Genomic DNA, 22,887 nt, shown 5'->3' on the forward strand with positions numbered 1-22,887 from the left:
GTCTCCCGTGCCCTCGTGCGACGTTGGCGACGTCGCACGCATTTCATGGCAATTACGGCTTAATGCCTGCGATGCCCCTTGTGGTGATGCCGCAGCGACCCCTGCGGTGCTCTCCGCAGACCCCTGCCCTGACTCGAAGCCGACGTGAAGGAAGAAGGTGGGCGGAAGATGGCCGCCACCCAGAGGATCCAGCGGATCGCCGCGGGCATCACCGCCCTCGTGGCATGCGTCGCGGCACTGGCCGGTTGCGCGGGCGGCGACGCCGGCGCCAAGAAGGGCGCACAGGGCCCCGGAAAGGCGGCTCCCGCCCCGGCACCCAAGAGCGCGGTCCGCATGATCGGCGACGGCTCCACCGCCTTCACCGGTCAGCAGCCGCACCTGCCGAGACCCGCACGTCTCAAGCCGGGCCGGAAGCCGCCCCAGTTCGTGGTCTTCTCGTGGGACGGCGCGGGCGAGGACGGCCAGAAGCTGTTCTCGCACTTCCGCAAGGTCGCCAAGCGGAACAACGCGACGATGACGTACTTCCTCAGCGGCGTGTACATGCTCCCCGAGGAGAAGCGCAAGCTCTACAAGCCGCCGCAGCACCTGTCCGGCAGCTCGGACATCGGCTTCAACGACCGCAAGGGAATCAAGGACACCGTGGCCCAGCTCCGCGGCGCCTGGCTCGAGGGCAACGAGGTCGGCACCCACTTCAACGGCCACTTCTGCGGTCCGAGCCGCGGCGTGGGCCAGTGGTCGGTCGCCGACTGGAAGTCCGAGATCGGCCAGGCCAAGTCCTTCGTCAAGGCCTGGAAGACCAACACGGGCATGAAGGGCGCTCAGCCGCTGCCCTTCGACTACGACAAGGAACTGATCGGCGCCCGCACGCCCTGCCTCGAAGGCCAGAAGAACTTCATGCGGGCGGCCCGCGACCTCGGCTTCCGCTATGACACCAGCGGCGTCAACAACCAGCTCTGGCCCAAGAAGAAGGAAGGCCTCTGGGACCTGTCGATGCAGCTGGTCCCGGTCCCCGGCCGCAAGTTCGAGACGCTCACCATGGACTACAACTTCATGGTGAACCAGTCCGGTACGACGTCCCAGGGCGACCCGGACAAGCACGAGTACTGGGGCGACCAGATGCGCGACGGCCTTCTCCAGGGCTTCGACCGCGCCTACAAGGGCAACCGCGCCCCGCTGATCATCGGCAACCACTTCGAGTCCTGGAACGGCGGCACGTATATGCGCGCCATCGAGGAGACGATCGAGTCGGTCTGCACCAAGCCCGAAGTGCGCTGTGTCTCCTTCCGGCAGCTCGCCGACTGGCTCGACGCCCAGGATCCGCAGACCCTGGAGCGCCTCACCAAGCTGCCGGTCGCCACGGCCCCGAAGGGCGGCTGGGCGTCGTACCTCTCGGCCCAGCCCGCCCCGGCCCCGAAGGGCGTCCCGGGCGCCCCGGCGGTCAAGCCGTAGCGCCCACAGGTCAGTTCAAGCGGTGACGCCCACCGGGGTGCTCAGGCCGTGGCGGCCAGCCGCTCGCGCAGCACGAAGTCGGGGTCGACCTGGCCCGCCAGATCGGCCCCCGTCCGTTCGTTGCCCCAGCTCTGCGCGTTCTTCAGGTGGAAGTGCACCATCTGGCGCGTGTAGCGCTCCCAGTCCCGGCGCTCGTACGAGGCGTCGGCGGCGGACTGAAGTGCTTGCAGGGCAAGGCGGTTGGTCGCCTCCAGGCGCTCGAACCGGGGCGGCCTGCCCTTCTCCATGGCACGGACCCAGTCCGAGTGCCCGACCGTCACCAGGAGGTCGTCGCCCACCTGCTCACGCAGGAAGTCGATGTCGTCCTGGCCCTGCACCTTGTTGCCGACGACCCGGAGTGCGACCCCGAAGTCCCGTGCGTATTCCTTGTACTGGTGATAGACGGAGACGCCCTTCCGGGTCGGCTCGGCCACCAGGAACGTCATGTCGAAGCGCGTGAACATGCCGGAGGCGAAGGAGTCCGAACCGGCGGTCATGTCGACGACCGCGTACTCGTCGCGCCCGTCGACCAGGTGGTTCAGACACAGCTCCACCGCCCCCGTCTTGGAGTGGTAGCAGGCGACACCGAGGTCGGCTTCGGTGAACGGCCCTGTGACCATCAAACGCACGGCGGCGTCGTCGAGTTCCACCGTCCGGGCACACGCGTCGTACACCGGGTTGTCCTCGCGCACCCGAAGCAACCGCGAGCCCTCGCCGGGAGGCGTGGTCTTGATCATTGTCTCGGCGGAGGCGATCCGCGGGTTGGAGCCGCGCAGATAGTCCTTGATGAGCGGAAGGCGCGCCCCCATGGCGGGCAGTTCGGCGGCGACCGTGTCGTCGAGGCCGAGTGCGGGACCCAGGTGCTGGTTGATGTCGGCGTCCACCGCGAGGACCGGTGCGCCGGTGGCGGCGAGGTGGCGGATGAAGAGCGAGGACAGCGTCGTCTTGCCGCTGCCGCCCTTCCCTACGAAAGCGATCTTCATGTTCACCAAGGGTAGCCTGATGATCACCTGACGTATCCATTCGGCGTGAAGAAGACCACTCCTTCGTGGGGCAGGCGCGTGGTGTGCGTAGGGTCGTACTCATGAGTACGACAGCTGATCCGCTCGCAGCCCTGGTGGCCCTGCCCGGAGTGGGCGACTCCGTGGACTCCGTGCGCAAGGCCGTGGACCGGGTCTACGGCCACCGGATCATGCGGCGCCGCAGCAACGAGGTCACGTCCGAGGCGGCCCTGCGCGGCGCGCGCGGCTCCGCGGCGCTCTCCGGCGCCGAGTGGGCGCTCGAAGAGGTCCGCCGGCGCAGCGACTTCAGCGGCGACGACGAGGCGCGCACGGTCGGCGCGGCCCTGCGGCTGACCGCGGAGGCGGGTCAACTCCTGTCCATCTGGCGGCAGTCGCCGATGCGGGTCCTGGCGCGGCTGCACCTGGTCGCGGCGGCGGAGGCCGATGAGTCGGCGGGGCGGCCGCGCCTCGCGGGCGAGCCGGTCGACGAGCCCTTGGTCGAGCTGAACGTGCCGGACGCCGAGGAAGTGGCGGGGCGCCTGGAGGGGCTCTCGCAGCTGATCATCGCGGGAAGTTCCGCACCGGCCCTGGTGACGGCGGCCGTGGTGCACGGGGAGCTGCTCAGCCTGCGGCCCTTCGGCTCGCACAATGGCCTGGTCGCGCGCGCGGCCGAGCGCATCGTCCTGGTGGGCAGCGGCCTGGACCCGAAGTCCATCTGCCCCGCCGAGGCAGGGCACGCGGAACAGGGACGGGCGGCGTACGTGGCGGCGCTCGACGGCTATGCGTCCGGTACCCCGGAGGGGATGGCCGCCTGGATCGCCCACTGTGGGCGTGCGGTCGAACTGGGGGTCAGGGAGTCGACGGCGGTCTGCGAGGCGCTGCAGCGCGGCGCGGCGTAAAAGGACCCTGAACAGGGTTGCGGCGGTACGAGTTCTCGCACCGCCGCTGGCATGTTCACCGTGTTACCAAGCGTCCTCGAAGGTTGCCCATCAGGTCGGGAACATTGCCCGTCACCTGGTGCGGCTGGCCCGTAATCGACGGGTCGACGTCGCGTGGGTGCTCGATGTCCATGCTTCGGTCCGTGGGGCCTTGGTTGCGTTTAAAGGTAATCCTCTCGGATGTCCTTGGTCTCGCGGGCCGTTGACTCCTTTGTACTCCTGTCCTGGGGTAAGCGGAAGTCCTGGACCTACTTCTTTACTTTTAGGTTCAAATAAGGGTGAATCGGGCGCGGGGTGTCCGGCGCCTGCTGGCGAACCAGACGAGGCCCGCGGTGGCAGCCGCGGCGCTCACTGCGGCCACCGCCACGAGCGCCGGACGGGACGGCTTCGGCCGCCGCTCCTTGAGCCGCACCGGACGGTGGAAGTCGAGAATCGGCCACCCGCGCGAGACGGCCTCGCGGCGCAGCGCGCGATCGGGGTTGACCGCGTGCGGATGCCCGACGGACTCCAGCATCGGGATGTCGGTCACCGAGTCGCTGTAGGCGTGGCAGCGGTCGAGGTCGTACCCCTCGGAGACCGCGAGCTCCTTGATGGCGGCCGCCTTGGTGGGGCCGTAGGCGTAGTACTCCACCTCGCCCGTGAAACATCCGTCGTCGCCCACGACCATTCGGGTGGCGACCACCCGGTCCGCGCCCAGGAGCTCCCCGATCGGCTCGACGACCTCGGCGCCCGATGTGGAGACGATGACGACGTCGCGGCCCGCGGTGTGGTGCTCCTCGATGAGGGACGCTGCCTCGTCGTAGATGATCGGGTCGATCAGGTCGTGAAGCGTCTCGGCGACGATCTCCTTGACCTGCTGCACGTTCCATCCGCGGCAGAGCGCGGACAGGTACTCGCGCATCCGCTCCATCTGGTCGTGATCGGCGCCGCCGGCGAGGAAGACGAACTGCGCATAGGCGGTCCGGAGTACCGCCCTGCGGTTGATCAGGCCGCCTTGGTAGAACGACTTGCTGAAGGTGAGAGTGCTCGACTTCGCAATGACCGTCTTGTCCAGGTCAAAGAAGGCCGCTGTGCGAGGCAAGGAGTGGTTTTCCACGAGCCCGAGCATAGGCGCCCACCATTCGGCGTAAGGTGAGGCGCGTGGGTTTGCCTGAGAAGGCTCTCGGGTACACCATGGAAGTCACGGATCGTTCGCGACCGTGCTAACCCGGTCTGGCTCCTCCCCCCCCGAGTCGGACCGTGGGGACGACCCCCGCTCTCCCCCCCGGCGGGGGTCGTCGCATGTCCGGATGGGTTTTACGGGCCTCGTACGACTCCGATCCGATCACGTGACGCGTCTGGGCCGCCGATTCGGCGGCCCTTTCGCTTGCCCAAGATCCGTCACTGTGCGTAGCCGTCAGGCTGCTCTGCGGAAGTCCTCGGGATGTCACCGGTATGGGTGAAGGGGATATTCACAGCCCACGTCTTGTCCACAGTAATTGACCAAGATCCACACGATTTCCTGGATCGCTGCACGCTGATTCCGCTCGTTCTGCACGCGAAGTTCATGGCCGGATTGCTTTGGCCGGTTCTTCGCCGATGTGGAACGCGGCATTCACGGGGCTTGGAGTGAGAGGGGGCAGGAGATCGTGGCTGGAGTGATTACAGACGACAGGCCGCCGCAGTCCGACGGACGGCAGAGCGGACCGCTGATCGTCACGGAAGATGTGGACCTGCTGGACGACCTGTTGCGGCTGTGCGCCGCGGCGGGCGCGCGACCCGAGGTGCAGCACGGGGTGCCGGAGCGCAGAGGCGGCTGGGACGCCGCCCCGCTCGTGCTGGTCGGGGACGACGCGGTGGACCGGGTGCGGGGAGCCGCGCGCAGGCGCGGGGTCGTGCTCGTCGGCAGGGATCAGGACGATTCCGGGGTCTGGCAGCGCGCGGTGGAGATCGGCGCCGACCATGTCCTTGTCCTGCCCGACGGCGAGCGCTGGCTGGTGGACCGCATCGCCGACGTGGCCGAGGGCGTAGGGCGGCCCGCGCTCACCGTCGGGGTGATCGGCGGGAGTGGTGGCGCCGGCGCGTCGACACTGGCCTGCGCGCTGGCGGTCACGGCGGCCCGCGCGGGGCGGCGCACGATGCTCGTCGACGCCGACCCGCTCGGCGGCGGGCTCGACGTGCTCCTGGGCGGCGAATCGGCCGACGGGCTGCGCTGGCCCGCCTTCGCCCAGTCCAGGGGACGCGTCGGCGGTGGCGCCCTCGAAGAGTCGCTGCCCGAGCTGCACTCGCTGCGCGTCCTCAGCTGGGACCGGGGCGATGCGGTGGTCATCCCGCCGGATGCCATGAGGGCGGTGATCGCGGCGGCCCGCCGGCGGGGCGGGGTGGTGGTCGTGGACCTGCCGCGCCGGGTGGACGAAGGAGTGGCCGAGGCGCTGGCCCAGGTGGACCTCGGGCTCCTGGTGGTCCCGGCGGAGCTGCGCGCGGTGGCAGGGGCGCGACGGGTCGCGTCGGCGGTGGGGATGGTGCTGCGGGACCTGAGAGTGGTGGTCGGCGGTGGCGCCGGCGGTCCGGCGGGTGCGGGCGGCTTCGGCGGCCTCGGCTGCTTCGACGCGGAAGAGGTCGCCAGGCTGATCGGGCTGCCACTGGTGGGTGAACTTCCCAGAGAAGCCGGACTGTTGGCGGCGCAGGCCGGGGGCATGCCACCAGGAGGCGTCGCACGGGGGCCGCTCGCGCGCTTCTGTACGGCCTTCTGGGAGAGGGTCCCCGTCGATGCCACCGGAGGCGGCTCATGAGCGCCGTCGTCGGGGCCAGGATGCTGGACGGAGTGCGCCAGTGGCTCGCCGAGAGCGGCACCGAGCCGACCCCGGCCCGGGTCGCCGAGGCACTCCGGGCGCAGGGCAGGGTGCTCGGCGACGCTGAAGTCCTCGGTGCGGCCGCGCAGTTGCGCTCGGAGCTGGTGGGCGCCGGGCCACTGGAGTCCTTGCTCGCGGACGCCTCGGTGACCGATGTGCTGGTGTCCGCTCCCGACCGGGTGTGGGTGGACAGGGGCGGCGGCCTGGAGCTGACCACCGTGTCCTTCGAGGACGCGGCGGCGGTGCGCCGGCTCGCACAGCGGCTCGCGGCCGTGGCGGGGCGGCGGCTCGACGACGCGAGGCCCTGGGTGGACGCACGGCTTCCGGACGGCACCCGCCTCCACGCGGTGCTGCCACCGGTCGCCGTCGGCTCGACCTGCCTCTCCTTGCGCGTCGTACGCCCCAAGGCCTTCACCCTCGCGGAACTGGTCGCGGCGGGCACGGTGCCGCCGGGCGGGGACCGGGTGTTGCGGGCGCTGCTCGACGCGAGGCTCTCGTACCTGATCAGTGGCGGGACGGGCTCCGGCAAGACGACGCTGCTGAGCGCGCTGCTCGGCCTGGTCGGGCCGGGGGAGCGGATCGTGCTCGCCGAGGACTCGGCGGAGCTGCGCCCCGACCACCCGCATGTGGTGCGCCTGGAGGCCAGGCCCGCGAACCAGGAGGGCACGGGACAGGTGGGCCTGGACGACCTGGTGCGGCAGGCTCTGCGGATGCGGCCCGACCGGCTCGTCGTGGGCGAGGTGCGGGGCGCCGAAGTGGTCCATCTGCTGGCCGCGCTGAATACGGGCCATGAAGGCGGCTGCGGCACGGTGCATGCCAACGCGGCGGGGGACGTGCCCGCTCGGCTTGAGGCGCTGGGGACGGCGGCGGGGCTCGACCGGGCGGCGCTGCACAGCCAGTTGGCGGCCGCGCTGTCCGTGGTTCTCCATCTCGTACGGGACCGGACAGGGCGGCGGCGGATCGCCGAGGTGCATGTCCTGGAGCGGGACCCGTCGGGCTTCGTGATGACGGTGCCGGCGCTGCGGTGGGGCGAGGGCTCCTTCGTCCGGGAGCGCGGCTGGGAGCGGCTTGACGGGCTCCTCGGGGGTGCGAAGTGAGCACGATGGGAGTGGCGGTGCCGGTCTGGGCGGCGGCGCTGTGCGCGGGAGGCGCGGCCTGGTTGTTGGCCGGGCGCGATCGGGCGCTGCGGCGGGCGAGGGTGGTGCTCGGTTGCGGTTCTGCGGTGCCGGACGGTTCGGCGTGGTGGCGGGCGGCGGCCGCGGCGAGCGGGCGGGTGCGGCACGAGTGGTGGTGCCTGGCGGGCGGGGCGGTGGTCGCGCTCCTCGGGGAGTCCGTGGTGCCGCTGGTCGTGGGCGCCGGTGGAGTGCCGTTGATACGGCGGGTGCGGCGGGCCCGGGACGCGCGGATCGCGGGGGAGCGGCGGGCCGCCGAGGTGATCGCGCTGTGCGGAACGCTCGCGGGCGAGGTGCGGGCGGGACGGCAGCCGGGCGAGGCGTTGAAAGCCGCGGTCGGTGGTCCGGATGCCGATGCCGGGGGCGGTGCCGGGCTGGGGGAGGCGCGGGCCGCGGTGCTCGCGGCGGCGCGGTTCGGCGGTGACGTGCCGGGGGCGCTCGAGGCGGCGGCGCGGGAGCCGGGGGCGCAGGGGCTGCTGGGGCTCGCGGCGTGCTGGCGGGTGGCGGTGGACCGAGGCGCCGGGCTCGCGGCGGGGCTCGAACGGCTGGAGGGTGCGCTGCGGTCGGAGCGCGACCAACGTGCCGATCTGCGAGCCCAGTTGGCGGGAGCCCGGTCCACGGCGGTGATGCTCGCCGGGTTGCCGGTGCTCGGGCTGCTCATGGGCAGCGCACTCGGCGCGGCACCGCTGCAGGTACTGCTGCACACGGGGGCGGGGCTCGGGTGCCTGGTGGTGGGCGGGGCGTTGGAGGGCGCTGGCGTCTGGTGGGCACTGCGGATCGTACGAGGGGCGGAGGAGCGATGAACGTGGTTGTCCACAAGCTGGGGGTGGCCGTGTGGGGAGCCGTGGCCGTCCTGTGGCTGGCGTCGGCGGTGCTGGCGGCGCGACGGGAGCGGGCGGTGCGGTGCCGGACGGGGGTGGTGCTGGGGGTGCCTGCCCCCAGTGGTCCGGCGCGGACTTGGCCCTGGGGGCAGGAAGCGCTGCGGAGATGGCTCGTGGCAGCCGGTGCGGTGAGTGCCGGGTGGGTGCTGGCCGGCGGTGTTGCGGGGGCCCTGCTGGGGTTGGGCGCGGGGTACGGGGTGTTGCGGTGGTGGTGCGGGCGGGGTGATGTCGTCCCGGAGTTCGACGTCGCGGAGGCCTCTCGGCAACTGCCCTTGGCGGCGGATCTGTTGGCGGCCTGTGTCGCGGCGGGCGCGGGGCCCGTGGTGGCTGCGCAAGCCGTGGGGGAGGCGCTGAAAGGGCCGGTCGGTGAACGCCTGGCACGCGGGGCGGCGGAGGTGCGGCTCGGGAGCGAACCAGCCGATGCCTGGCGGATGTTGGCCGCGATACCGGGCGCGGGGGCGCTGGCCGGCCTGCTGGAACGGGCGGGCGAGTCAGGGGCTCCGGCGGCGGAACCGGTGGCGCGCCTTGCCGCGGACTGCCGGGCGGAACGGGGGCGTACGGCGATGGCGGCGGCGCGCAGAGCGGGTGTGCTGATGACGGCGCCGGTGGGACTGTGCTTCCTGCCCGCGTTCGTCGCGGTGGGGGTGCTGCCGGTGGTGATCGGCCTTGCGGAGGGCCTGCTGAGGGGCTGAGCGGCAGGCGAAATATACCGAACTGACGGAACTTTCATGGGGGTTGAGATGTGGGGACAGGTGTGTGCGCGGGTGTTGCGACGCGGGGTGCGTTCGGTGCGCGCGGTGCGTGGGGACTCGGGGATGGTCACTTCGGAGTACGCGATGGGGTTGATCGCGGCGGTGGGGTTCGCCGGGCTGCTCTACAAGGTGGTGACGAGCGGGCAGGTCAGGGCGGCGCTGCAGGCGGTCGTGGAGAAGGCCCTCGATGTCCAGTTCTGAGAGGGCTCCTGGCGGGCGGAAGGTGCGGCGCCCGCTTCGGGTGCGGGATCGGGGCCGAGACGCGGGGTTCGTGACCGCTGAGGCTGCCGTGGTGCTACCGACGCTGGTGCTGTTCACGATGGCGCTGGTCTGGGCGCTGCTGGCCGCCTCCGCGCAGATCCAGTGCGTGGACGCGGCGCGGGCCGGGGCTCGCGCGATGGCCCGGCAGGACCCCGAGAGCGCGGCCGTGGCGGCGGCACGCCAGGCGGCGCCGCGCGGTGCGTCGGTGGCGGTGCGACGGGACGGCGACCTGGTCCGCGTGGCGGTCGTGGCCAACTCGCCGGGGCCGGAAGCGCTGGGGCTCGGGTTGCGGCTGCGTTCGGAGGCGGTGGCGTTGGCGGAGGAGACGGTGGGGGTGGGGACGTGAGGAGCGGCGAGCTCGGCACGGGCGCTTCCCGGCGGCCGGCCGGCACCGCGGCCGCCGCTTCGGACCGGGGTGCCGCCACGGCCCCGCCGGACGGTGGCGCCGCCACCGCTTCGTCGGATCGTGGCGCCGCCACCGTCTGGGTCGTCGTCGTGATGGCTGTGTTGTGTGTGATCAGCGGCGCGGTTCTGGCGATGGGACAGGTGATCGTCGCCCGTCATCGGGCGGGCGGCGCGGCCGACTTGGCGGCGCTCGCGGCGGCGGACCACTGGATGGAGGGGCGCTCCGGGGCGTGCGCGCGGGCCGGGCGGGTGGCCGAGGCGCAGGGGACGCGCATCGTGCGGTGCGTGGTGCAGGGCGAGGTCTCGGACGTCACCGCGGCGGCGGACTTCGGGCCGTTCGTGACGGAGGTCAGATCGCGGGCGGGGCCTGCGGGGCCGGTCGCGCCGACGCCGGAGGCACCTGCCCTGGGGGTAGCCCCGGAGGCGCCCGATCCGGAGTCACCCACAGCCGACGCGCCCGGGCCCGATCCTGTCGCGAACCTTGCGCCGCCGCGCGCGACCCAGCTGTCAGGCAGCCGGCGCGTCCCTGAGGAGGGTCGAGAGGAGGCGGACCGCGCCGCGCTTGTGGAGGGGGTCGTTGCCGTTGCCGCATTTGGGGGACTGGATGCAGGACGGGCAGCCCGCTTCGCACTCGCAGGAGCCGATGGCCTGCCGGGTGGCCGTCAGCCACTCGCGGGCCGTGTGGAAGGCCCGCTCGGCGAAGCCAGCGCCGCCGGGATGGCCGTCGTACACGAAGACGGTCGGCAGGAGCGTGTCCGGGTGCAGCGGCACGGAGACCCCGCCGATGTCCCAGCGGTCGCACGTCGCGAAGAGCGGCAGCATGCCGATGGAGGCGTGCTCGGCGGCGTGCAGGGCGCCGCCGAGGATCTCCGGATTGATCCGGGCGGCGTCCAGCTGGTCCTCGGTGACCGTCCACCACACCGCCTTGGTGCGCAGGGTGCGGGGCGGCAGGTCCAGCTTGGTCTCGCCGAGGACCTCGCCCGTGATCAGCTTGCGGCGCAGGAAGGAGACGACCTGGTTGGTGACTTCGACGGAGCCGTAGCAGAGGCGGCCCTCGCCCCAGGGGATCTCGACGTCCGTCTCCAGGATGGCGATGGCGGTGGTGTCGCGGGCGGTCGTGGAGTACGGCGGTTCGGCCTGCTCGACCAGGGCCACCGAGTCCTCCAGATCGAGGTGCCGCACAAGATACGTACGGCCCTGGTGGAGGTGGACCGCGCCCTCGTGTACGGCGGTGTGCGCGGCGGAGGCGTCGACGGTGCCGAGCAGCCGGCCGGTGCCCTCCTCGACGATCTGGAGGGGACTGCCGCCCCCGCCGCGGATGTCGGTGAGGTCGGCGGCCCGCTCCCGGCGGGTCCAGTGCCAGGCCTTGGTGCGGCGGCGCAGCAGCTTCGCGGCCTCCAGTTGCGGGAGGAGCTCCTCGGCGGCGGGGCCGAAGAGGGCCAAGTCCTCGTCGACCAAGGGCAGTTCCGCGGCCGCCGCGCAGAGGTGGGGTGCGAGGACGTACGGATTGTCGGGGTCGAGGACGGTGGACTCCACGGGCTGCTGGAACAGAGCCTCGGGGTGGTGGACGAGATAGGTGTCCAGAGGGTCGTCGCGGGCGACGAGGACGGCGAGCGCGCCCTGCCCGGAGCGTCCGGCACGCCCCGCCTGCTGCCAGAGCGAGGCGCGCGTCCCGGGATAGCCGGCGATGACGACGGCGTCCAACCCCGATACGTCCACGCCGAGTTCGAGGGCGGTGGTGGCCGCGAGGCCGAGGAGTTCGCCGGAGTGCAGCGCCCGCTCGAGGGCCCGGCGTTCCTCGGGGAGATAGCCGCCCCGGTAGGCGGCGACACGGCGGGCGAGGGAGCGGTCGACCTCGGCGAGGCGTTCCTGGGCGATGACCGAGATCAGTTCGGCGCCGCGCCGGGAGCGTACGAAGGCGACCGAGCGGACGCCCTGGACGGTGAGGTCGGTCAGCAGGTCGGCCGTCTCGGCGGTGGCGGTGCGGCGGACGGGTGCGCCCTTCTCGCCGTGCAGCTCGGTGAGCGGGGGTTCCCAGAGGGCGAAGACGAGATCGCCGCGGGGCGAGGCGTCGTCGGCGACCTCTTTCACGGGCAGTCCGGTGAGGCGCTCGGCGGCGACGGCGGGCTCGGCCGAGGTGGCGGAGGCCAGGAGGAAGACGGGATCGGAGCCGTAGCGGGCACACAGCCGGCGGAGGCGGCGCAGGACCTGGGCGACGTGCGAGCCGAAGACGCCACGGTAGGTGTGGCACTCGTCGATCACGACATAGCGCAGGGCGCGCAGGAAGGCGGACCAGCGGGGGTGGGACGGGAGTATCCCGCGGTGCAGCATGTCGGGGTTGGTCAGGACGTAGTTGGCGTACTGACGCACCCATTCGCGTTCTTCGACGGGGGTGTCGCCGTCGTAGACCGCGGGGCGGATCGCGTTGCCGAGGGGGGCCGCGAGCTCGCGGACGGCGCGGCGCTGGTCGGCGGCCAGGGCCTTGGTGGGGGCGAGATACAGGGCGGTCGAGCCGCGGCCGTTGGGCGCCTCCGAGCCGTCGAGGAGTGCCGAGAGGACGGGGGTGAGATAGGCCAGTGACTTTCCCGACGCGGTGCCGGTGGCGACGATGACCGACGCGCCGTCCAGGGCGTGCTCGGCGGCTTGTGCCTGGTGGGCCCAGGGGTGCTCGATGCCCGCCGCCTGGACGGCGGAGATGACCTCGGGACGGATGCGATCGGGCCAGACGGCATAGCGGGCCTCGCGCGGGGGCAAGTGCTCCGTATGAGTGACGCGCGAAGCACGGCTCGGTCCCGCGGTGAGCCGGTCCAGGACCGTCCGTGGAGACGTGCGTTCCGGGGCGCCCGTGGAGGGTTCGCCGGGAGGGGAAAAGTTGGCCATCGGCACCGAGTCTGTCACTGGCGGGATGGACAATGGTCCCAAGGCGTCGTGCACGCCTGCCGGTAAGTGATTGAATGCCATCGCGGCTGGCGATCCGTCCTGGGGGCTCTGCCGAGGTGTCCCGAGGGATGACCGCTCGATAGCAAGGTGCTGGAGGATCCGTGGACCTGTCCCTGTCGACCCGTACCGTCGGCGATCGTACGGTCGTCGAGGTCGGTGGCGAAATCGATGTATATACCGCGCCCAAGCTGCGCGAGCAGTTGGTCGAGTTGGTGAACGACGGCAGTTTCCATCTGGTCGTCGACATGGAGGGCGTGGACTTCCTCGACTCCACCGGACTCGGCGTGCTGGTCGGCGGCCTGAAGCGGGTGCGTGCCCATGAGGGCTCGCTGCGCCTGGTCTGCAACCAGGAGCGCATTCTCAAGATCTTCCGCATCACCGGCCTGACCAAGGTGTTCCCCATTCACACCTCGGTCGAGGAAGCGGTCGCGGCCACCGACTGAGTGTCGGATGTCCCGGGCCGGCCGTCGGCCGGCCCCGGGATGGCAGTACAAGCAGGGGACCGGGCCCTCGGCCCGGCCCTCTGACCGCACGCGCGTACGTCCGAGGGGGATTGCATGGCCACCGTTGAGCTCCGCTTCAGCGCGCTGCCCGAGCACGTCAGGACCGCCCGCCTCGTGGCGGCGGCCGTCGCGCGCAGGGCCGGGGTGGACGAGGCGGTCCTCGACGAGGTCAGGCTCGCCGTCGGCGAGGCCTGCACACGCGCCGTCGGTCTCCATCAGAGCAACGGCGTCGACGCGCCGGTGCGGGTCGCGCTGATCGAGGACGAGAAGCAGTTCTCCATTGAGGTGGGCGACGAAGCCCCCCGTTCGGCTCCCGGTGACCGGGTGCCCGGCTCAGGTGGCGAATCCGACGAACTCGAGGGTGAGGACGAGATGGGTCTTGCCGTCATCAGCGGGCTCGTGGACGACGTGGAGGTCACCGCGGGCGAGTCCGGTGGACTCATTCGGATGACCTGGCCCACGACTCCGGCGACACTGACCTGACGCCACGCGGTCGGCCCCGCGCGGCGGGGTGCCGCGGTCCCTCAAGGTCCTGCTCCCGACCCGGCGAGCAGGGCCTTTCTTTTTGATCAATGCTTGATCACCGTCCCGATCAATACTTTGATCATTTCTCCGGGCGATTGCCCGGGTCACTTGCCGAGGGCTTTGCGCCGAATGGCGTATCGGTCCAGCGACCCCCGTCAACGGTTTTGGGGCATTACCGCTTTCGGGGGCAATCCGCGGTCGCGATCATTTGCTGGGGAGCAATCTCGCGCCAATTCCGTTTGCGGCGCTCTGTTTTGATCAGGTTCCGCTCCCTACAATCCGTCCACATCTTGAGCTCAGCCCCAGCGTCAAGGAGGACGAATGGCGGGGCTTTCTACCCCTCATCAGTTTGACCACCCCTCAACCTTCGCAGCCGCAGTACTGACCGACGACAACCGCCTCATCGTGATGGTCATCGCGGCCGTCGCGATCGCGGCTCTCGTGGTCGCCTGGGTGCTCGTACGCCAGGTGCTCGCGGCCGACGAGGGCACCGACAGCATGAAGAAGATCGCGAAAGCGATCCAGGAGGGCGCCAATGCCTATCTGGGCCGGCAGTTGCGCACTCTCGGCGTATTCGCCGTCGTGGTGTTCTTCCTGCTCATGCTGCTGCCCGCGGACGACTGGAATCAGCGTGCCGGCCGATCGATCTTCTTCTTGATCGGTGCGGCGTTCTCGGCGACCACCGGCTATATCGGCATGTGGCTCGCCGTACGCAGCAATGTCCGTGTGGCGGCCGCCGCCCGAGAGGCCACTCCAGCGGAAGGTGAACCCGAAAAGGATCTCACCGCCGTATCGCACAAGGCCATGAAGATCGCTTTCCGCACGGGCGGCGTCGTCGGCATGTTCACGGTGGGGCTCGGTCTTCTGGGCGCCTCCTGTGTGGTGCTCGTCTATGCCGCCGACGCGCCGAAGGTCCTCGAAGGCTTCGGCCTCGGGGCGGCGCTGATCGCGATGTTCATGCGTGTCGGCGGCGGCATCTTCACCAAGGCCGCCGACGTCGGCGCCGACCTGGTCGGCAAGGTCGAGCAGGGCATTCCGGAGGACGACCCGAGGAATGCCGCGACCATCGCCGACAACGTGGGCGACAACGTCGGCGACTGTGCGGGCATGGCCGCCGACCTCTTCGAGTCGTACGCCGTGACCCTGGTCGCCGCGCTGATCCTCGGGAAGGTCGCGTTCGGTGACTCCGGACTCGCCTTCCCGCTGATCGTCCCGGCGATCGGTGTCGTGACGGCGATGATCGGGATCTTCGCGGTGGCGCCACGGCGCTCCGACCGCAGCGGCATGACCGCCATCAACCGCGGATTCTTCATCTCCGCGGTCATCTCGCTGGTGCTCGTCGCGGTGGCGGTCTTTGTCTACCTGCCGTCGTCGTACGCCGATCTGGACGGCGTCACGGACAAGGCGATCGCCGGTCATGACGGCGATCCGCGGGTCCTCGCGGTCGTCGCCGTCGCGATCGGCATCGTCATGGCCGCGCTGATCCAGCAGCTCACCGGCTACTTCACGGAGACAAACCGGCGTCCTGTGAAGGACATCGGCAAGACCTCGCTCACCGGTCCTGCCACCGTCGTCCTGGCCGGAATCTCGCTCGGCCTCGAATCGGCCGTCTACACCGCGCTGTTGATCGGGCTCGGTGTGTACGGGGCGTTCCTGCTCGGCGGTACGTCGATCATGCTCGCCCTCTTCGCGGTGGCCCTCGCGGGTACCGGGCTGCTGACCACCGTCGGTGTCATCGTCGCCATGGACACCTTCGGGCCAGTCTCCGACAACGCGCAGGGCATCGCCGAGATGTCCGGTGACGTCGAGGGCGCGGGCGCGCAGGTGCTCACCGACCTGGACGCCGTCGGCAACACCACGAAGGCCATCACCAAGGGCATCGCCATCGCCACGGCCGTACTCGCGGCCGCGGCGCTCTTCGGGTCGTACCGCGACGCCATCGCGGAATCGGCCAAGGACGTCGGCGAGAAACTCGGCGACGGCGCTCCGATGAACCTGGTGATGGACATCTCGCAGCCCAACAACCTGGTCGGCCTGATCCTCGGCGCCGCGGTCGTCTTCCTCTTCTCGGGGCTCGCGATCAACGCCGTGTCGCGGTCGGCCGGTTCGGTGGTCTACGAGGTGCGGCGGCAGTTCCGCGAGCACCCCGGGATCATGGACTACAGCGAGGAACCGGAGTACGGGCGCGTCGTCGACATCTGCACCAAGGACGCGCTGCGCGAGCTGGCCACGCCAGGTCTGCTCGCCGTGCTCACGCCGATCGCGGTCGGCTTCTCGCTCGGCGTCGGCGCACTCGGCTCGTTCCTGGCCGGCGCGATCGGCACGGGCACGCTGATGGCGGTCTTCCTCGCCAACTCCGGCGGCGCGTGGGACAACGCGAAGAAGCTCGTCGAGGACGGTCACCACGGCGGCAAGGGCAGCGAGGCCCATGCCGCGACGGTCATCGGTGACACCATCGGCGACCCGTTCAAGGACACCGCGGGTCCGGCGATCAACCCCTTGCTGAAGGTGATGAACCTGGTGGCGCTGCTGATTGCGCCCGCGGTCGTCCAGTTCAGTTACGGGGACGACGCCAGCGCCGGGTTGCGGGCACTGATCGCGGTGCTTGCCATCCTGGTCATCATCGGCGCGGTGTACATCTCCAAGCGCCGCGGCATCGCCGTGGGCGACGAGGACGGCGGCGAGGAGCGGGTGGCGAATTCGGCCGACCCCGCCGTGGTTTCGTAACACCGGGTCAGACTCTGCCCAACATGCGGGCGGACGGCGCGTTTTGACGCGGCGTCCGCCCGTCGTGTGTGTGGTGAGCCTTCTCTCGCCTTGTTTGTGTGGTGCAAATGGCTTTAATAGCGGGCGTAACGGACCTCTGGCATGCGGTTGTAGCCCAGTTGGCGTGTAAGTTCCGGGGCCGAGAGCCATGGAAGGGACCAATCCGGTGAACAAGAAGCTTGCTGCCGCACTGTCCGGCGGTGCGGTACTGGTACTGGCGCTGTCGGGCTGCAGCGACGACGGGAACGAGGAGCTGGACGCCTGGGCCAAGGACGTCTGCGACTCGGTGCAGCCGCAGTCGAAGAAGATCGCTGACGCCAATGCCGCGATCCAGAAGGAGACCTCGGACAACAGCTCGCCGGAGGACGTCCAGAAGACCGACTCCAAGGCGTTCCAGGACATGTCCGACGCCTACAAGGCGATGGGCGCCGCGGTGAAGGACGCGGGTGCCCCGCCGGTCGACGGGGGTCAGAAGAAGACCGATGACGCGGTCAAGGAGCTGAACGCGATCTCCAAGTCGTACGGCGATCTGAAGAAGAAGGTCGACGGGCTCGACACCAAGAACCAGGCGGACTTTGCGGATGGGCTGAAGTCCGTCGCGGGTGAGTTGGACAAGCTGAGCAAGAGTGGGAACCAGGCGTTGGAGAAGTTGCAGGAGGGTGAGGTGGGGAAGGCGATGAGCAAGCAGGACAGCTGCAAGTCGGCTTCCGCTACGCCTTCCGCGTCCTAGGGACCCCCTTCTTTGCTGTGCTGCCCCGGAGCTGGGTTTCCCCCGGCGCCGGGGCAGCGTTGCGTTGTGTCGGTGCCCGGCGGCTGTGGGCTGTGCCCACCCTTCCCCAAGCTCTCGGCTTCGCTCGAGCAGGGGAGACCCCACTCGCCGTGCGGAACGCCTGCCCACAGCGAGGGCGGCCGACTGTGCACAGCGGGGAGAGGCGGATGCGGGTCACAATGAGGGGGTGAGTATTGCTAGCGCCCCCCTGCCCTCGTCCGATCGTCTCGATGTTGCCGCTCAGTTGCGGGAAGCCCTGCTGGCGGTCGACTTCACCGCTGATGGGCTGCTCGAACTCCTTGGGGCGCCCGCCTATGCCGCGCTCGCGCGCAGTGAGACCGTGCCCGCGCTGCGGGCCACGCGTGGTGACGGGGCGCTGGAGACGCTCGTACGGCTCTTCCTGTTGCAGCGGACCGTGCCGCACGCGCGCGTGGCGGCGGTTCTGCCGGTCGACGCTCTCCTGGAGAGCGGTTGGCTGGCCGAGGCGGACGGCGGCCTCGCGGCGACCGTGGACGTGCGGCCGTACGGCGGTCCTGACGGCGAGGACTGGTTCATCGTCTCGGACCTCGGGTGCGCGGTCGGCGGTGCCGGCGGCATCGGCAGCCATGACGAGGGCGTCGTGCTCGGGGTCGGCGGGGCGTCCACGACGCTCGCGGGGCTCACCGTGCGTACGCCGGTGGAGAGCGCGCTCGACCTCGGCACCGGCTCCGGGATCCAGGCGCTGCACGCGGCCCAGCACGCGACGCGGGTGACCGCGACGGACCTCAACCCCCGGGCGCTGCACATCACCCGGCTCACCCTCGCGCTGTCCGGGGCCCCCGCCGCCACCGTGCTCGAGGGCTCGCTCTTCGAGCCGGTGGGCGAGGAGACGTACGACCTCATCGTGTCCAATCCGCCCTTCGTGATCTCGCCCGGGGCTCGGCTCACCTACCGCGACGGCGGGATGAGCGGGGACGATCTGTGCCGGTCGCTCGTTCAGCAGGCGGGGGAAAGACTGAACGAAGGGGGGTACGCGCACTTCCTGGCCAACTGGCAGCACGTGGACGGCGAAGAGTGGACCGAGCGGCTCCGCTCCTGGGTGCCGCGTGGATGCGACGCGTGGATCGTGCAGCGCGAGGTGCAGGACATCACGCAGTACGCCGAGCTGTGGCTGCGGGACGCGGGGGATCACCGGACGGATCCGGAGGAGTACGCGGCGCGGTACGACGCGTGGCTCGACGAGTTCGACGCCCGTAAGACGCGCGCGGTCGGGTTCGGCTGGATCACCCTGCGCAAGACCGGTGCCGGATCAGGGGCCACCGAGCCGTCGGTGACCGTTGAGGAGTGGCCGCACCCCGTCGAGCAGCCCCTCGGCGAGACGGTGCGGGCGCACTTCGCGCGCCAGGACTTCCTGCGGGCGCACGACGACGCCGCGCTGCTCGCCGGGCACTTCAAGCTCGCCGACGAGGTCGTGCAGGAGCAGGTCGGGCTTCCGGGCGCCGAGGACCCGGAGCATGTCGTGCTGCGCCAGCACCGCGGGATGCGGCGCGCCACCAAGGTGGACACGGTGGGGGCGGGGTTCGCCGGGGTGTGCGACGGGTCACTGAGCGCCGGGCGGATCCTCGACGCGATCGCCCAACTGGTCGGGGAGGACCCCGTATTGCTGCGGGACCGCACGCCCGCGCAGATCCGGCTGCTTGTGGAGCAGGGCTTCCTGGAGCCGGCCGGGGCGTAGGGCCTGTCGCCATGCGTCCAGGCGGGTAGCCGTCTGTGGGCGATGGCGGTACGGCAGGTCCCGTACGCGAACGCGCCCGCGGCTGGGCCATCGGGTCGGTTTGCGTGCCGAAGAGCGCCGGAAAACAGGGACCGCATCGGGTCGGTACCGGTGCCGCGGGGCACGGCGTCGCACAGTGGTCCACAAGAAGGTGCGTACGGCGCGAACAGGCTCCGTGGCGACGAGTTCCGGTCGAGTTGGGCGCCGTCGGTCTACCGGCGGGTCCCGAAGGCGTGTACGGAGCGGTGAGCGCCGACGGTGACGCTCGCCGGGCGCCCGCCGTTAACCCGGGGTTCGCGCCCCGGCTTCCCGGGCGTGCCAGTTTCCCAAGCCGGGAAGTCGGTACGGGGAGGAAATGCCATGGAGAGTGGGCCAGCGATCTTCGCGGGCACGGTGTTCGCGCTGTTCGGAGCCGGGCTGCTGCTCTGGACCGGGGCACGCGTGGCACACCGCGCACCCGTCGCCCACGGTGTGAACCCTGTCGCATCGGCGACGCTCGCCGCGCTCGCCGGAGCGGGTGCACTGGTGCTCGGAGTGTGGTGCTTCACCCGGCTGTGAGTGTGATGCCTCACCCCGCTGTGACGGTAGGCGGCCGTGGCCGCGCGGACGATGTCGGCGGATGTGCGGCGGGACCGGGCCGTAGGCCCGCCGCCGGTGGTCAAAGGGCAGGTCGCCACTCCGGGCGGCAGGAAAGGCGGTAGTCGGGTTACCGTTCGAGTGGCCGTTGCGGGCTTTTCCCGTTTGACACGGGGGCGGGATGTACCGTCACACTCCGCAGCGACGGCGCAACTCAAGCGCACCGAGCGAGGCCGGCCAGTACGGCCACCGAGTACTGGTAGGGCCACCGAGTACCGACCGGAGAGAAGAGCGAAGTTGTCCCCGACCAGCGAGACCGCAAAGGGCGGCCGCCGACTCGTCATCGTCGAGTCGCCTGCCAAGGCGAAGACGATCAAGGGTTACCTCGGCCCCGGCTACGTAGTCGAGGCAAGCGTCGGGCACATCCGCGACCTCCCCAACGGCGCCGCGGAGGTCCCCGAGAAGTACACCGGCGAGGTGCGCCGCCTCGGCGTGGACGTCGAGCATGACTTCCAGCCGATCTATGTCGTGAACTCCGACAAGAAGGCGCAGGTCAAGAAGCTCAAAGACCTGCTGAAGGACTCCGACGAACTCTTCCTCGCCACCGATGAGGACCGCGAGGGCGAAGCTATTGCGTGGCACCTTCAGGAAGTCCTGAAGCCCAAGGTCCCGGTCCACCGGATGGTCTTCCACGAGATCACCAAGGACGCGATCCGCGAGGCCGTCGCCAACCCGCGCGAGCTCAACAAGCGCATGGTCGACGCCCAGGAGACCCGCCGCATCCTCGACCGTCTCTACGGCTACGAGGTCTCGCCGGTCCTGTGGAAGAAGGTCATGCCGCGCCTGTCGGCCGGCCGCGTCCAGTCCGTGGCGACCCGCCTCGTCGTCGAGCGTGAGCGCGAGCGCATCGCCTTCCGCTCCGCCGAGTACTGGGACCTGACCGGCACCTTCGGCACCGGCCGCACCGGTGACGCGTCCGACCCCTCGCAGCTGGTCGCCCGCCTCACCACGGTCGACGGCAAGCGCATCGCGCAGGGCCGCGACTTCAACTCGGTCGGGCAGCTCAAGTCCGACACGCTGCACCTGGACGAGACGAACGCCCGCGCGCTCGCCGCGGCCCTGGAGAACACCCGGTTCTCGGTCCGCTCCGTCGAGTCCAAGCCCTATCGCCGCTCTCCGTACGCGCCGTTCCGTACGACGACGATGCAGCAGGAGGCCTCGCGCAAGCTCGGCTTCGGCGCGAAGGCGACCATGCAGGTGGCCCAGAAGCTGTACGAGAACGGCTTCATCACCTACATGCGTACGGACTCCACGACGCTCTCCGACACGGCGATCGGCGCCGCTCGCGCCCAGGTCACGCAGCTGTACGGCGCCGACTACCTGCCGGACAAGCCCCGCACGTACGCCGGGAAGGTCAAGAACGCGCAGGAGGCGCACGAGGCGATTCGTCCCTCGGGTGATCGTTTCCGCACGCCCGCCGAGACCGGCCTGACCGGTGACCAGTTCCGGCTCTACGAGCTGATCTGGAAGCGGACCGTCGCCTCCCAGATGAAGGACGCGACCGGAAACTCCGTCACGGTGAAGATCGGCGGCACCGCAGCCGACGGCCGCGACGCCGAGTTCAGCGCGTCCGGCAAGACCATCACCTTCCACGGCTTCCTCAAGGCGTACGTCGAAGGCGCGGACGACCCGAACGCCGAGCTGGACGACCGCGAGCGCAGGCTGCCGCAGGTCAGCGAGGGCGACGCGCTCTCCGCCGAGGAGATCTCGGTCGACGGCCACGCGACGAAGCCCCCGGCCCGCTACACCGAGGCGTCGCTGGTCAAGGAGCTGGAAGAGCGCGAGATCGGTCGCCCGTCGACGTACGCGTCGATCATCGGGACCATTCTCGACCGCGGGTACGTGTTCAAGAAGGGGACGGCCCTGGTGCCCTCCTTCCTGAGCTTCGCCGTGGTCAACCTGCTGGAGAAGCACTTCGGGCGGCTCGTCGACTACGACTTCACCGCACGCATGGAGGACGACCTCGACCGCATCGCGCGGGGCGAGGCGCAGGCCGTGCCGTGGCTGAAGCGGTTCTACTTCGGCGAGGGTGACGACGCGGGGGCCGCCTCCAGCGCCGGCAACGGCGACGGCGACCACCTCGGCGGGCTCAAGGAGCTGGTGACCGACCTGGGCGCGATCGACGCCAGGGAGATCTCCTCCTTCCCCGTCGGCGAGGGCATCGTGCTGCGGGTCGGCCGCTACGGCCCGTACATCGAGCGGGGCGAGAAGGACGCGGAGGGCCACCAGCGCGCCGACGTGCCCGACGACCTGCCGCCGGACGAGCTGACGGTCGAGTACGCCGAGGAGCTGCTCGCCAAGCCGAGCGGTGACTTCGCGCTGGGCACCGACCCGACGTCGGGTCACGAGATCGTCGCCAAGGACGGGCGCTACGGCCCGTACGTCACCGAGGTGCTCCCCGAGGGCACCCCGAAGACCGGCAAGAACGCGGTGAAGCCGCGGACGGCCTCGCTCTTCAAGTCCATGTCGCTCGACACGGTGACCCTTGAGGACGCGCTGAAGCTGATGTCCCTGCCGCGTGTGGTGGGTGCCGACGCCGAGGGCGTCGAGATCACCGCGCAGAACGGGCGCTACGGGCCGTACCTGAAGAAGGGCACGGACTCGCGGTCCATCGAGACCGAGGAGCAGCTCTTCAGCATCACGTTGGAAGAGGCGCTCGCGATCTACGCGCAGCCCAAGCAGCGGGGGCGGGCCGCGGCCAAGCCGCCGCTGAAGGAGCTCGGCGAGGACCCGGTGAGCGGGAAGCCGGTCGTCGTCAAGGACGGGCGCTTCGGGGCGTACGTCACTGATGGCGAGACGAACGCGACGCTGCGGGCGGCGGACTCCGTGGAGGACATCACTCCTGAGCGGGGCTATGAGCTGCTCGCGGAGAAGCGGGCGAAGGGGCCGGCGAAGAAGACCGCCAAGAAGGCGGCGAAGAAGGCTCCGGCGAAGAAGGCTGCTGCCAAGAAGACGGCTGCCAAGAAGACGACGGCTTCTAAGACTGCGGCTAAGAAGACTGCGGCCAAGAAGACGACGGCTACGGCTGCTGCGAAGAAGGCTGCGGCTTCTAGTAAGGCTGCTGCTTCGGAGGACTGACGTTTCCCTTGCCGGGCGCCTGGTTTGTCGGTGCCCGGCAGTGGGGCGTTGTGCCCACCCTTCCCCAAGCTCTCGGCTTCGCTCGAGCAGGGGAGACCCCACTCGCCGTGCGGAACGCCTTCCCACAGCGGGGGCGGTGAGAAGCGGTCGCATGTTCGGGTGGCGCCTCGGGGAAGCCGTGCGTCCAG

18 protein-coding genes and 1 pseudogene are annotated in these 22,887 nt (G+C 70.5%); 16 read left to right on the forward strand and 3 right to left on the reverse strand.

The genetic code is table 11. From position 1 onward, the window contains the following. Nucleotides 1-168: 168 nt before the first annotated feature. Nucleotides 169-1,449, forward strand: a complete 1,281-nt coding sequence (locus AB0G47_RS25550; protein ID WP_360774195.1) for a hypothetical protein — start codon at nucleotides 169-171, stop codon at nucleotides 1,447-1,449. Nucleotides 1,450-1,490: 41 nt separating this feature from the next. Here the strand turns inward: AB0G47_RS25550 and AB0G47_RS25555 are convergent, their stop codons facing one another. Beyond that, nucleotides 1,491-2,471: an ATP-binding protein gene (locus AB0G47_RS25555; protein WP_360774198.1), complete on the reverse strand. Its 981-nt coding sequence runs from the start codon at nucleotides 2,469-2,471 to the stop codon at nucleotides 1,491-1,493. 101 nt (nucleotides 2,472-2,572) lie between these two features. Here AB0G47_RS25555 and AB0G47_RS25560 point away from each other — a divergent pair, with 101 nt between their 5' ends. Next, entirely contained in the window at nucleotides 2,573-3,388 is an 816-nt protein-coding gene (locus AB0G47_RS25560) for an oxidoreductase (RefSeq protein ID WP_360774201.1), read from the forward strand. A gap of 307 nt (nucleotides 3,389-3,695) precedes the next feature. Here AB0G47_RS25560 and AB0G47_RS25565 read toward each other — a convergent pair whose 3' ends face one another. Further along, nucleotides 3,696-4,535, reverse strand: coding sequence for an HAD-IB family hydrolase (locus AB0G47_RS25565; RefSeq protein ID WP_360774203.1), 840 nt, complete (start codon nucleotides 4,533-4,535; stop codon nucleotides 3,696-3,698). Between the two features lie 520 nt (nucleotides 4,536-5,055). On the opposite strand from AB0G47_RS25565, the gene ssd reads away from it, so the two are divergent. From ssd to AB0G47_RS25600, 7 genes and pseudogenes are all read left to right on the forward strand, one after another. Continuing rightward, entirely contained in the window at nucleotides 5,056-6,198 is a 1,143-nt protein-coding gene (gene ssd, locus AB0G47_RS25570) for a septum site-determining protein Ssd (protein ID WP_266863906.1), read from the forward strand. Then, nucleotides 6,195-7,355: a TadA family conjugal transfer-associated ATPase gene (locus tag AB0G47_RS25575; protein ID WP_360774207.1), complete on the forward strand. Its 1,161-nt coding sequence runs from the start codon at nucleotides 6,195-6,197 to the stop codon at nucleotides 7,353-7,355. The genes ssd and AB0G47_RS25575 overlap by 4 nt, the downstream gene beginning before the upstream one ends. 5 nt (nucleotides 7,356-7,360) lie before the next feature. Beyond that, nucleotides 7,361-8,233 carry a type II secretion system F family protein gene (locus tag AB0G47_RS25580; RefSeq protein ID WP_360774529.1) on the forward strand — a complete coding sequence of 291 codons (873 nt, stop codon included), beginning with the start codon at nucleotides 7,361-7,363 and terminating at the stop codon, nucleotides 8,231-8,233. Next, entirely contained in the window at nucleotides 8,230-9,003 is a 774-nt protein-coding gene (locus AB0G47_RS25585; RefSeq protein ID WP_360774209.1) for a type II secretion system F family protein, read from the forward strand. Before AB0G47_RS25580 ends, AB0G47_RS25585 begins: the two co-directional genes overlap by 4 nt. A gap of 48 nt (nucleotides 9,004-9,051) precedes the next feature. Next, nucleotides 9,052-9,264, forward strand: coding sequence for a DUF4244 domain-containing protein (locus tag AB0G47_RS25590; RefSeq protein WP_360774531.1), 213 nt, complete (start codon nucleotides 9,052-9,054; stop codon nucleotides 9,262-9,264). Beyond that, on the forward strand, nucleotides 9,251-9,670 hold the full coding sequence (locus AB0G47_RS25595) for a TadE family type IV pilus minor pilin (protein WP_360774212.1): 420 nt from the start codon (nucleotides 9,251-9,253) through the stop codon (nucleotides 9,668-9,670). The genes AB0G47_RS25590 and AB0G47_RS25595 overlap by 14 nt, the downstream gene beginning before the upstream one ends. 152 nt (nucleotides 9,671-9,822) lie before the next feature. Further along, nucleotides 9,823-10,116, forward strand: a pseudogene (locus AB0G47_RS25600) (Rv3654c family TadE-like protein); the annotation flags it as partial. A 120-nt stretch (nucleotides 10,117-10,236) separates the two neighbouring features. On the opposite strand, the gene AB0G47_RS25605 reads toward AB0G47_RS25600, so the two are convergent. Continuing rightward, nucleotides 10,237-12,690, reverse strand: coding sequence for a DEAD/DEAH box helicase (locus AB0G47_RS25605; RefSeq protein ID WP_360774215.1), 2,454 nt, complete (start codon nucleotides 12,688-12,690; stop codon nucleotides 10,237-10,239). A gap of 80 nt (nucleotides 12,691-12,770) precedes the next feature. On the opposite strand from AB0G47_RS25605, the gene bldG reads away from it, so the two are divergent. The 7 genes from bldG (at nucleotide 12,771) to topA (ending at nucleotide 22,699) form a co-directional block, all read left to right on the forward strand. Further along, the gene (gene bldG / locus AB0G47_RS25610) at nucleotides 12,771-13,112 is read left to right on the forward strand and encodes an anti-sigma factor antagonist BldG (RefSeq protein ID WP_003975386.1); all 342 of its coding nucleotides are present in this window, start codon (nucleotides 12,771-12,773) and stop codon (nucleotides 13,110-13,112) included. 114 nt (nucleotides 13,113-13,226) lie between these two features. Next, on the forward strand, nucleotides 13,227-13,655 hold the full coding sequence (locus AB0G47_RS25615; protein ID WP_266863894.1) for an ATP-binding protein: 429 nt from the start codon (nucleotides 13,227-13,229) through the stop codon (nucleotides 13,653-13,655). Between the two features lie 363 nt (nucleotides 13,656-14,018). Continuing rightward, a complete protein-coding gene (locus tag AB0G47_RS25620; RefSeq protein WP_360774218.1) occupies nucleotides 14,019-16,424 on the forward strand; it encodes a sodium-translocating pyrophosphatase in 2,406 nt (801 codons plus the stop codon). A gap of 187 nt (nucleotides 16,425-16,611) precedes the next feature. Beyond that, on the forward strand, nucleotides 16,612-17,193 hold the full coding sequence (locus tag AB0G47_RS25625) for a small secreted protein (RefSeq protein WP_360774221.1): 582 nt from the start codon (nucleotides 16,612-16,614) through the stop codon (nucleotides 17,191-17,193). Between the two features lie 226 nt (nucleotides 17,194-17,419). Then, the gene (locus tag AB0G47_RS25630) at nucleotides 17,420-18,946 is read left to right on the forward strand and encodes a class I SAM-dependent methyltransferase (RefSeq protein ID WP_360774224.1); all 1,527 of its coding nucleotides are present in this window, start codon (nucleotides 17,420-17,422) and stop codon (nucleotides 18,944-18,946) included. Between the two features lie 399 nt (nucleotides 18,947-19,345). Beyond that, nucleotides 19,346-19,543, forward strand: a complete 198-nt coding sequence (locus AB0G47_RS25635) for a hypothetical protein (protein ID WP_135334443.1) — start codon at nucleotides 19,346-19,348, stop codon at nucleotides 19,541-19,543. A 315-nt stretch (nucleotides 19,544-19,858) separates the two neighbouring features. Then, entirely contained in the window at nucleotides 19,859-22,699 is a 2,841-nt protein-coding gene (gene topA / locus AB0G47_RS25640; RefSeq protein ID WP_360774227.1) for a type I DNA topoisomerase, read from the forward strand. The last annotated feature ends 188 nt before the right edge of the window (nucleotides 22,700-22,887 follow it).

It is taken from the genome of Streptomyces sp. NPDC021622 (genome assembly GCF_040640795.1).
Taxonomy (GTDB): domain Bacteria; phylum Actinomycetota; class Actinomycetes; order Streptomycetales; family Streptomycetaceae; genus Streptomyces.

What these genes read in the sequence shown, in the direction of transcription:
- AB0G47_RS25550 (WP_360774195.1), top strand. Translation starts at nt 169, where the DNA reads ATGGCCGCCACCCAGAGGATCCAGCGGATCGCCGCGGGCATCACCGCC.
- AB0G47_RS25555 (WP_360774198.1), bottom strand. Translation starts at nt 2,471, where the DNA reads ATGAAGATCGCTTTCGTAGGGAAGGGCGGCAGCGGCAAGACGACGCTG.
- AB0G47_RS25560 (WP_360774201.1), top strand. Translation starts at nt 2,573, where the DNA reads ATGAGTACGACAGCTGATCCGCTCGCAGCCCTGGTGGCCCTGCCCGGA.
- AB0G47_RS25565 (WP_360774203.1), bottom strand. Translation starts at nt 4,535, where the DNA reads ATGCTCGGGCTCGTGGAAAACCACTCCTTGCCTCGCACAGCGGCCTTC.
- AB0G47_RS25575 (WP_360774207.1), top strand. Translation starts at nt 6,195, where the DNA reads ATGAGCGCCGTCGTCGGGGCCAGGATGCTGGACGGAGTGCGCCAGTGG.
- AB0G47_RS25580 (WP_360774529.1), top strand. Translation starts at nt 7,361, where the DNA reads ATGGGAGTGGCGGTGCCGGTCTGGGCGGCGGCGCTGTGCGCGGGAGGC.
- AB0G47_RS25585 (WP_360774209.1), top strand. Translation starts at nt 8,230, where the DNA reads ATGAACGTGGTTGTCCACAAGCTGGGGGTGGCCGTGTGGGGAGCCGTG.
- AB0G47_RS25590 (WP_360774531.1), top strand. Translation starts at nt 9,052, where the DNA reads ATGTGGGGACAGGTGTGTGCGCGGGTGTTGCGACGCGGGGTGCGTTCG.
- AB0G47_RS25595 (WP_360774212.1), top strand. Translation starts at nt 9,251, where the DNA reads ATGTCCAGTTCTGAGAGGGCTCCTGGCGGGCGGAAGGTGCGGCGCCCG.
- AB0G47_RS25605 (WP_360774215.1), bottom strand. Translation starts at nt 12,690, where the DNA reads ATGGCATTCAATCACTTACCGGCAGGCGTGCACGACGCCTTGGGACCA.
- AB0G47_RS25615 (WP_266863894.1), top strand. Translation starts at nt 13,227, where the DNA reads ATGGCCACCGTTGAGCTCCGCTTCAGCGCGCTGCCCGAGCACGTCAGG.
- AB0G47_RS25620 (WP_360774218.1), top strand. Translation starts at nt 14,019, where the DNA reads ATGGCGGGGCTTTCTACCCCTCATCAGTTTGACCACCCCTCAACCTTC.
- AB0G47_RS25625 (WP_360774221.1), top strand. Translation starts at nt 16,612, where the DNA reads ATGGAAGGGACCAATCCGGTGAACAAGAAGCTTGCTGCCGCACTGTCC.
- AB0G47_RS25635 (WP_135334443.1), top strand. Translation starts at nt 19,346, where the DNA reads ATGGAGAGTGGGCCAGCGATCTTCGCGGGCACGGTGTTCGCGCTGTTC.